Genomic DNA, 8,763 nt, shown 5'->3' with positions numbered 1-8,763 from the left:
GGGTTCGCCAAGTCCTGGATCGACCAGTTCCTCAGTCCATATTTGCAAAAGTTATCTTGATCATTATGATGCCGTGTTTCTCGTTGACGGCGACAAAGCACTGAACTACGCCTGTCAACGACACGGCCTTGATTTCAGATACGAACGTTATGGAAATCGGAACAGTGTTGAATGTGTCTTCCGAGAGGTAAAACGACGAACCTATTCGTTCTCAAATTGCTTTAGCAACGCATACGCGGAAACGGCTGATGAGTGGCTCAGATCGTTCGCCTTTGCGTGGAATCAGCTTATCTGAACACGATGCTGGAAGATGGAACTATGGGAGTGGTTAGTAGGCTAAAATACACGACCTCAGTCGAATTAGCAATCGTTTCCGACCCGAAAGATCACTCACAGCCGGACGGTCTAATCATTGTTCCATCACTTTCTCAGCGGGAGTTCGGTTATCGAGCGCTTGATTCGGTCGTTGCGCATTGTAGTAGTACCTGAAGGCAGCGAGCCAGCGTTGGGCGCTGGCTCGCCGTCCCATCCACGTCTGATGGAACCGATCGATCCGCATCACAAGCGTCTGGAACCATTTCTCAATCAGGTTCCGCTTGACATAATCGAGGTGCTCGCTCAAGTCGCACCGCGCGAGGGCGGTCAAATAGCCATTTCATCGACGAGAACCGTCGTCTCCGAGAAGTCGTGTTTCTCGGCCAGCTAGCCGAGAAACGTAGCAGCTGGATCGGTTCCTCGACGTTCTGAAAGGTGAACTCCGAGCAGGAGTTTCGTCTCGACATCGATTGCGCCATACAGCCAGTGCTGTTCAGTGCCGATCTTCACGGCGGTTTCACGAAGCGATAGACCTGTCGAATGAAGCCCCACGAGTGCTCTGAGGACGCTTGCGGTGCTCTTGTCATCCCAGCAGTGAAGCGGATCTGCTTCGAGCGTGACGGTGAGCGGTTCTTGGAGTTCCATGACAGCTGATTCCAAGAACTGCTCGCTCGTTGATTAGACACTGTCTAGCGAAAGTTGGTTATAGAGAGACCACGTGGTCCCTGGAGAGTGCTCTATGATACCACTTCAACAGGGATCTCCCCTCAATCCACAGCAGTACGTCCCGTCACTCGTTAGTGCGGTCACGACTGTCGTCCTGTTCGTTATCGCATTTGCAATCATCTACCTGCTCGGCAAGTACTTCATGACCCGGGCAGTAGAGAGCGGTCTCGAACATCGTGACTTCGACAGAACACTCATCGATCTCGCCGTGAGTACGACCGTCGTGATGGTCGCCGTCGTGGCGGTGGCACTGGCCGCGACGGTCTCTGGCTTCGGTGTAGTACTCTCCGCATTCGCGATCCTCGCCGGTGCGCTTGCGCTCGCGATCGGCTTCGCTGCCCAAGACCTGATCGCCAACTTCGTCGCCGGCGTGTTCATCATCCAAGACGAGCCATTCACGGCGGGCGACTGGATCGAGTGGAACGGCAACTCCGGCGTGGTGCGCGAAGTCCAACTCCGTGTGACGAAACTCGACACGTTCGACAATCAACTCGTCACTGTCCCAAACAGCGACCTCACAAACGCAGCCCTGGTGAACAACGAGGCAAACGAGGAACGCCGGGTGTCGGTCGGTTTCGGCATCGGCTACGAGGACGACATCGAACGAGCACGCGACGCGATCATCGACGAGGGATCGCACATCGAGGGCGTACTCGCGGACCCCAACCCGGCCGCCCCCGTCACGGAACTCGGCGACTCAGCTGTCGTACTCTCAGGGCGGATCTGGATCGACCCCGAGGAGAACAGCTACGGAGCGGTCCGCGCACGGTTCATCGAGGCCGTCAAAGAGCGCTTCGACGCCGAGGGGATCGACATGCCGTACCCCACCACCGAACTCGCCGGGGGCATCGAGGTCACGGACGCCGGTGAAATCGAGACGGCTGCCGACGACTGACACCCCGTCCCGCGGACGGTCTCGATGAGGCGTGTTTCCACACCCGGCTTCTCTCCGCGTGCTTCCGATGGTTCTTGCCCTCCAGTTACAAAGTTAGCGCCAGATACGGAGTGTCGACGCTTCTGCGTCGAGGATGGCACGCCACATCCCTCCTGCGACAGATCCGCGATGATAAACCGCTCGCACCCACCAGACCGGTCGATTGCGCCCACGACGTCGGCGTCATCGCCTGTATGGCGCGCGGTCGGAGTGGAGGACATCCCTACCACGACACTCGTCATCACATCACAAGAAGACTTGTGAAAGGAAAGCCAATAGGGATCCGCGACAGAGTCGGTGGTTCGAGCGCTCCGATCGGTCCGTCAGCCGGTGTCGATACCGGGTGGAAGTGTTGCCGTGGATACCCAGAAGTCAACGAGCGACTGGATGCGATCCGCGAACTCCTCCGGGTCAACAGGCTTGAGGAGACAGGCGTTGGCGTACTTCGTGTATGCATCCGCCAGATCGTCATCGGCCTGTGAACTCGTCAGGATGATAACCGGGAGCCGTTTCAGACCGGGATCTGACTTGATTTCTTTCAGCACATCTTGACCATCCGTGGCCGGCAGGTTCAGATCGAGGAGCACGAGGTCGGGGCGTGGTGCCTCGGCAAACGCGTCGCGCTGATACAGCCAGTCAAGCGCGTCATCTCCGGTCTGGACGACGTGGAGTGTTCCCGGCAGCTCCCGGCTATCGAACGCCCGCTCGATCAGGTGAATATCGCCATCATTGTCTTCAACCAGCAGAATATCGATGGTATTCATGCGATCTCTCAGCCTATTGATCCGGGCCCTGTTTCGGGAGCGTGACGAAGAACGTCGATCCCTCGCCAGGTTCGGACTCGACCCAGATATCCCCACCATGGTTCTCGGCGATTTTCTGGCACAGTGAGAGGCCGATCCCAGTACCTGGGTACTCATTGTTCTGGTGAAGCCGTTTGAACACTTCGAAGATCCGGTCAGTCTTGTCGGGGTCGATCCCGATCCCGTTATCGGCGACTGAAAACTCCCAGCAGTCGGACCGGTTCTCGACCCGGATATCGACCTCTGGCGGGTCGTCACGACGATACTTGAGGGCATTCGACACGAGATTACTGAACAACTGTTCGAGCTGGCTACGCTCACCCACCACCGTCGGAAGCGACTGCACCGTGATCTCGGCGTTGTTTTCCTCGATTTTGACCTGAAGATCGTCTAATACCCGGTCAAGGATAGCATCACACTCGACCTGTTCAAACGCGCCGTCGGCCTGCTCGACCCGCGAGAACGCGAGGAGATCGGTAACCATCTCCCGCATCCGGTCGGCCCCGTTGACGGCGAAATCAATGTACTCCTGGGCGTCCCCGTCGAGGTCCTCTCTGTACTGATCTTCGAGAAGCTGGAGATAGCTCGAGACCATCCGCAGCGGCTCCTGCAGGTCGTGGGAGGCGGCGTACGCGAACTGCTTCAATCGATCGTTCGACTGTTGCAATTGCTCGATCACCTCTTCGAGTCGCTGCTCGCGCTGTTTGCGCGTGGTGATATCCTGGGCCGCCCCGCGGAGCGAAACGACGTCATCGTCGGCAGTCTCTGGTGCTCCCTGCAGCCGCAGCCAGCGTACCTCGCCGCTGTTCGTCCGGATCCGGGCCTCAACGTCGAAGGGGTCGCCGGAGGCGAGCGCGTTCTCGACGGCATCCATCACGATCGGCTTGTCCTCCTCGTGGTACATGTCGAGTGCCTCGTCCAGTGACGGTTCCTCGTCGGCGTCCACCTCCAGGAGCTCGAAGATATGGTCGGACCAGAACACATCCTGCGTGTTCAGATCGATCTCCCAGCCGCCAACATCCGCAACCTGCTCGGTTTTCTCGAGCAAATCGAGCGCCCGTTCGAGTTCGCTTTCGCGCTCGACCTGTTCGGTGATGTCGCGGGTCAGCGCTACCTGGACGGTGGTTCCATCGGGGCGATGGAGTGGTGCCGCGTGCGATTCCATGTGGCGGCGTGTGCCCTCCAGGCCAATGATATCGAATGTCAACGTCCCACATTCACCCTGGCAGATCCGCTCGTTGAACGTGCGGAACCGTTCGCGGTGCTCGGGGGCGATCAAGTCGTAGACACAGTTGCCGGTGACGGCCGTCTCCGCGTCGGCTTCCACCATGTCCAGCCCGGCGGGGTTCATCTGGAGCAGGGTGCCATCGGCGGCGACGGTCTTGATACATTCGGGCGCGGTCTCGATGAGTGCACTCAGATACTCCGTGCGCTCGCGCAGTTCCAGCTTGCGGTGGTGCTGTTCGAGTTCGTGCTGCACCCACTGGCCCATGAGATGCAGGAAGGTACGCTCCGCCTCCGAAAAGTCCGCCGTCCGCGGGTCCGATGAGGCGAAGAACAGCGTTCGGTCACGCGCGTCATCGAGTCTGATCCGAGTTCCGAGGTACGCGTTCATGCCAAACTCCTCGTATGCGCGGGAACCCTCGAATCCATCACCCACGGGATCCGTGATGCCGGCCGTGTCCCCGCCGTTGGCGAACACGCGACAGTACGTCTCCGACAGGGGAATCTGGGCACCGTGTGCAAGGTGATCGTGGTCGTCGCTGGCGTATTTGACCTCGAACTCATCGGTGGCGGGATCGATCTGGGCTATCCCACCGAGTTCGAGATCGAACCGGTTGCAGCCGAGGTCGAACAGGGCCTGCAGCTTTTCGTCGAAGGCTAGGTCCGTATCCGCGGCGATTTCGTACAAGTCCCGCTGGGATTGCTTGTGCTCCCGCCGTTCAACCTCGTAGCTCACCCACTGACCGATCAGCTCGATGAACGTGCGCTCGGTGTCCGAAAACGGCCGGTCGCGCGGCTCCGTACTGCCGAACCAGAGGGTGCCGTACGGCGTGGAGCCGCTCATCACCTTCGTCCCGAAATAGCTCGTCAGTCCGAACTCCTGGTAGATCGGGTCATGTGCCCAGTCGGTTCCGCGTACATCGACGCAACTGACCGGCCTGTCCTCCGTGATCGTCCGTCGACAGAAACAGCCCTCGCCCGGGTCGGTCCACACTGGCTCGTCCCCGGAGTCGACACCGAGGCCGACACCATGCTCTATGCGGAATTTGCCGTCCCACGACGGCAGGTGGTTCATCCCGGCCATCTCGAGGCCGAACCACTCGCAGCCGAGGTCGAGCAGCCGTTCAAGTTTCTCCTCGAACGAGAGCTCCGGGTCGGATGTGATCTGGTAGCTCTCGTGCAAGAACCGTTCGCGCTGGCGGCGTTCCAGTTCGTACTTCACCCACTGACCCATCAACCGGATAAACGCGTGGTCATCGTCCGAGAAGTCCGCTGATCTGGGCGTTTCGGTGACGAAGAAAAACGTCCGATCGGCCCCGCCATCGACCGCGATGTACGTGCCGAGGTACGCCTGGATCCCGAACTCCTGGTAGACGTGAATGTCATCATAACCTTCTTCGGGCGGGTCTGCAACGCTCCCGGCCGCCTTGATGTCGGTGGCGGCCGTGCAGTACGTCTCCGACAGCGGCAGTTCGACGCCGGGCGCGAAATACTCGTGGTCGCCGCTGACGGCCTCAACCTCGAACCGGTCGTCGTCGGTATCGACCGTGGCCATCGCCCCGAGTTCGAGGCCGAACCGCTCGCAACCCAGCTCGAACAGTTCCTGGAGCTTCTCCTCGAACGTCTTGTCCGGACTGGCGACGATCTCGTTCTGTTTACGTAGGGTGCGCTGGCGGTCCTCGAGTGCTGTTCTGGCCGCGGTCCGGTCGTATAGTGTTTCCAGCATCCGGTCGACCTCGCGGGCGGGCTCGTCCGCTCCGAAGAACTCCTCGGGCGGCGTATAGTAGACGTTGTGACAGACCGTCCCGTTGTAGATAAGATGGGGATGGGTGCGGACGATCTTTCGGATGATTTCCGGTGGGAACCCGTCGCGGTCGTACTGGCAGATTGCGAGCGCATCCTCATCGGCAAAGAGGTCGTTCACCCTCGCCTCGTACTCAATGAACTGGTCGACCGTCGTGGTCTCCTCCTGGAGCCACGTCGTCTCCGCGATGATGCGGAGTGCCGCGTACTCCTCAGTCGCGTCCGCGACCATCTCGGCGTAGAAGTCGATCATTTCGTCAGGGTCGAACGTGCCGTTCCGGAGGTAGGTTTCCTGGATAGTGTGGAACGACAGCGTGCCGGCGGCGAGTGCGGCATCGACGTCGAGGCCGGCGGCCCGCATCGCCGCTTTCACCTCCGCTTCCGTGCTTTCGTCGACGATATACATGCAGCGGTCGTTCTGATCGAGGCCGTGCCGTATGAACGGAATCGCGGCGTCGAACCGCTCCTCGTCCGACTCGTAGATCTGTGCGAAGTGATCGTTACAGTGGTGGCCGTCCAACGTCTCGACGGGCCCCCGGAACTCTGGGCCCTGGCGCAGTGCTTCCAGGCCGGTTTCGAGGCCCTGCACGCTATGCGGCCCGCTCTGTTCGGCCGTCTGTTTCATTGGGAACGGGTACTTGCGCTGGGCGTTTAAATTTGGGCTTCGGGTGAGCGATCCACAACCGCTATGGTCGATTCAGCGGGCGGTGTGACCAGCACGTCTCGACCCCCGTCAGCAGTTCTCTCGGCTTGCCGAACGTCTCGTAGCCGAGAGTCCAGAACATGTCCTCCACTACGTCCTCGAGCTCGAACCCTGAGCGGTCAGCCAGTACAGCTGTCCCGATAATTGGAACGGGAGTTGCTACTACCAAATATGTTGCCGAACTCGCGGCGCAGGAGACGGTGTCGAGACCGACGACTTCGACTTTCCCGCAGCGTCTCAGTAGGAACGACGTTGATGTGGACGACCACTTCGAGACCGACGATATCGTCGGCGTCCACATGGTCTGCCCCCGTGGCGCCGACATGATCATGGAAGCGACGCTAGCGGTGAAGTTCGAGCTGACCGTCGACGACATCATTGACACCGTCCACCCATTCCCGACGTTCAACGAGGTGTTCAAGCAGGCCTGTCAGACGTTCCGGCAGGACACGTCCACGATGAGCTGCTGTATCGAGTGAGATCTCAAGGCGAGCTGTCCGGCGCAGTATTTCGGAGGAGCATCGTCTTCACGCGACCGACCCCATCGAAATCACGGAGCCGATACACGAGTTCCCGAACCCGCGCCGCATTACCGTGACAGAAGACCGTTTCCAAACACCAGTCGCCTTGGTGGGTGTGGCTCATCGTCTCGATCACGTCCTGAAACTGGTGCTGGGCAGCATGAAGATCGTGAATTACCTCGTGATGCCGGTAATCGAAGGCCAGGACGGCGACGACCTCACCCGAGACCTCTTCGAGTTGTGAATGCCCTTCGATGTATTCCTGCATCGCCTCACGAATCGCCCGCGAGCGAGAGTCCAGTCCCTCAGCCTGCCACGTTTCATCGAACTCGTCGAGAATGTCCTCAGACACGTTCAAGCTCGTTCGCATACTCCCCAGTTGGTCCCCTACTGCCTTGAGCCCTCGATTATTACGGAAGTCCCGTTTCAGACTTAACAACCGCTATACAGCGTAGTGATAGAGGAATAGGTGAATGCTACATGGCGAGGCGTTTCCACTATTGGTCGGCGCGATCGCGCTCGGGTTCGTGCACGGTATCGAACCCGGACACGGATGGCCAGTCGCTGCGAGCTATGCGCTCGATCAATCCAACAAGTGGCTCTACGGGTTCGCCGCCAGCTCTCTCATCGGTATCGGACACCTCATCAGTAGTCTGGCGATGGTCGGCGTGTTCTTCTACGCGAAATCCTACTTCCAGTTGACCCAGGTGAACGAGCCAATTTCGATCCTCGGCGCCATCTCCATCGGCGGACCAGTAAGTATCGTCGCAGGGGTGTTACTCATCGGCCTCGGAATTCGAGAGTACATACACGGCCACTCCCACGATCACGGCCACTCCCACGAGCACGAGCACGACCACGAACACGATGAGCATACGGAGGGCCAGTCTGCTCACCATGACCATCCACCGTCACCTGGGCAAGAATACTCCTCGGATGGGCTCCTTGAACGGGTGAAAACCCGGCTTGGAGGAATCAGTGGACATTCTCACGAGCACGGAACTGAGCCAGCTACTGACGCCGACCGCGGACTGTTCGGAATCGCCTGGTTCGCATTCGTCCTCGGATTCGCCCACGAGGAGGAGTTCGAGATTATCGGCCTCTGTGCCGGATCAGCGTACTGTCTGGAACTAATGACCGCGTATGCGCTGACGGTCATCGTCGGTATCGTCGGGTTGACGATGCTCCTCATCGCTGGCTATCAGGAGTACGAGGAAACGGTGGAGAGGTACACACCGTACCTTCCGCTGTTCTCAGCGACCGTCCTCGTTGTCATGGGGCTCGGATTCATCGCTGGCCTCTTCTGAATCGGGACGTGCCGTCCCGAACAGGCCCCAGCCGAGAAACGGCATGAAAATGATCTGCAGCAGCGCCCAGAGGCCGAGACCGAGAGCGAGTCCATTCCGGGTTGTCACGGGACGAGCAATCCGTGCGAGGATAACACCGAACAGCCCGCCATAGCCGAGATGGAGGCCAATCGCGAGTGCCATCAGCATCGGCTTCGGAAGACCGCTGCCGAAGCGTGTGCGACCACCGCTTTCGGGATCGGCTGTGGCATCGGGGATTTCCCCGAGACCACTGCGAGGAGCATGAGAATTGACATTGCAATCGTCGCGACGACACCGGAGACGAATCCCCCCTCAGTCTGTGTTGTGTCACACACGGAAAGACCGTGAGCGACCAAATAAGGCGAAGAGAAGGACGAACTGACGGACTCAACCATCCAGACTACGT

6 protein-coding genes and 4 pseudogenes are annotated in these 8,763 nt (G+C 59.4%); 4 read left to right on the top strand and 6 right to left on the bottom strand.

The window, feature by feature from the left end; all coding sequences use genetic code 11:
* Positions 1–295, top strand: a pseudogene (locus tag PGX04_RS01925) (hypothetical protein); the annotation flags it as partial.
* 114 nt (positions 296–409) lie between these two features.
* On the opposite strand, the pseudogene PGX04_RS01920 reads toward PGX04_RS01925, so the two are convergent.
* Positions 410–960: pseudogene (locus PGX04_RS01920) on the bottom strand (DDE-type integrase/transposase/recombinase).
* A gap of 94 nt (positions 961–1,054) precedes the next feature.
* Between PGX04_RS01920 and PGX04_RS01915 the strand changes: the two are divergent.
* A complete protein-coding gene (locus PGX04_RS01915) occupies positions 1,055–1,936 on the top strand; it encodes a mechanosensitive ion channel family protein (RefSeq protein ID WP_273736970.1) in 882 nt (293 codons plus the stop codon).
* 158 nt (positions 1,937–2,094) lie between these two features.
* Here the strand turns inward: PGX04_RS01915 and PGX04_RS34315 are convergent.
* The 3 genes and pseudogenes from PGX04_RS34315 to PGX04_RS01905 all read right to left on the bottom strand — a co-directional run.
* Positions 2,095–2,196: pseudogene (locus PGX04_RS34315) on the bottom strand (DUF7556 family protein); the annotation flags it as partial.
* Positions 2,197–2,298: 102 nt separating this feature from the next.
* Positions 2,299–2,739, bottom strand: a complete 441-nt coding sequence (locus PGX04_RS01910) for a response regulator (RefSeq protein WP_273736969.1) — start codon at positions 2,737–2,739, stop codon at positions 2,299–2,301.
* Between the two features lie 13 nt (positions 2,740–2,752).
* A complete protein-coding gene (locus tag PGX04_RS01905; RefSeq protein WP_273736968.1) occupies positions 2,753–6,430 on the bottom strand; it encodes an MEDS domain-containing protein in 3,678 nt (1,225 codons plus the stop codon).
* Between the two features lie 329 nt (positions 6,431–6,759).
* On the opposite strand from PGX04_RS01905, the pseudogene PGX04_RS01900 reads away from it, so the two are divergent.
* A pseudogene (locus PGX04_RS01900) lies at positions 6,760–6,987 on the top strand (mercuric reductase); the annotation flags it as partial.
* 4 nt (positions 6,988–6,991) lie between these two features.
* Here PGX04_RS01900 and PGX04_RS01895 read toward each other — a convergent pair.
* Positions 6,992–7,399: a CopG family ribbon-helix-helix protein gene (locus PGX04_RS01895; RefSeq protein WP_273736966.1), complete on the bottom strand. Its 408-nt coding sequence runs from the start codon at positions 7,397–7,399 to the stop codon at positions 6,992–6,994.
* Between the two features lie 103 nt (positions 7,400–7,502).
* Here PGX04_RS01895 and PGX04_RS01890 point away from each other — a divergent pair, with 103 nt between their 5' ends.
* The gene (locus tag PGX04_RS01890) at positions 7,503–8,336 is read left to right on the top strand and encodes a hypothetical protein (RefSeq protein WP_273736965.1); all 834 of its coding nucleotides are present in this window, start codon (positions 7,503–7,505) and stop codon (positions 8,334–8,336) included.
* Here PGX04_RS01890 and PGX04_RS01885 read toward each other — a convergent pair.
* Positions 8,283–8,519: a hypothetical protein gene (locus tag PGX04_RS01885; protein WP_273736964.1), complete on the bottom strand. Its 237-nt coding sequence runs from the start codon at positions 8,517–8,519 to the stop codon at positions 8,283–8,285. The two genes, PGX04_RS01890 and PGX04_RS01885, sit on opposite strands and share 54 nt — an antisense overlap.
* Positions 8,520–8,763: the final 244 nt, after the last annotated feature.

The sequence above is a fragment of the Natrinema soli genome (assembly GCF_028618695.1).
The sequence above is the reverse complement of the archived record's forward strand: the minus strand, read 5'-3'. Positions and strand labels throughout refer to the sequence as shown.

Coding starts and splice junctions, on each gene's coding strand:
- PGX04_RS01915 (WP_273736970.1), top strand. CDS start 1,055: ATGATACCACTTCAACAGGGATCTCCCCTCAATCCACAGCAGTACGTC.
- PGX04_RS01905 (WP_273736968.1), bottom strand. CDS start 6,430: ATGAAACAGACGGCCGAACAGAGCGGGCCGCATAGCGTGCAGGGCCTC.
- PGX04_RS01910 (WP_273736969.1), bottom strand. CDS start 2,739: ATGAATACCATCGATATTCTGCTGGTTGAAGACAATGATGGCGATATT.
- PGX04_RS01885 (WP_273736964.1), bottom strand. CDS start 8,519: ATGGCACTCGCGATTGGCCTCCATCTCGGCTATGGCGGGCTGTTCGGT.
- PGX04_RS01890 (WP_273736965.1), top strand. CDS start 7,503: ATGCTACATGGCGAGGCGTTTCCACTATTGGTCGGCGCGATCGCGCTC.
- PGX04_RS01895 (WP_273736966.1), bottom strand. CDS start 7,399: ATGCGAACGAGCTTGAACGTGTCTGAGGACATTCTCGACGAGTTCGAT.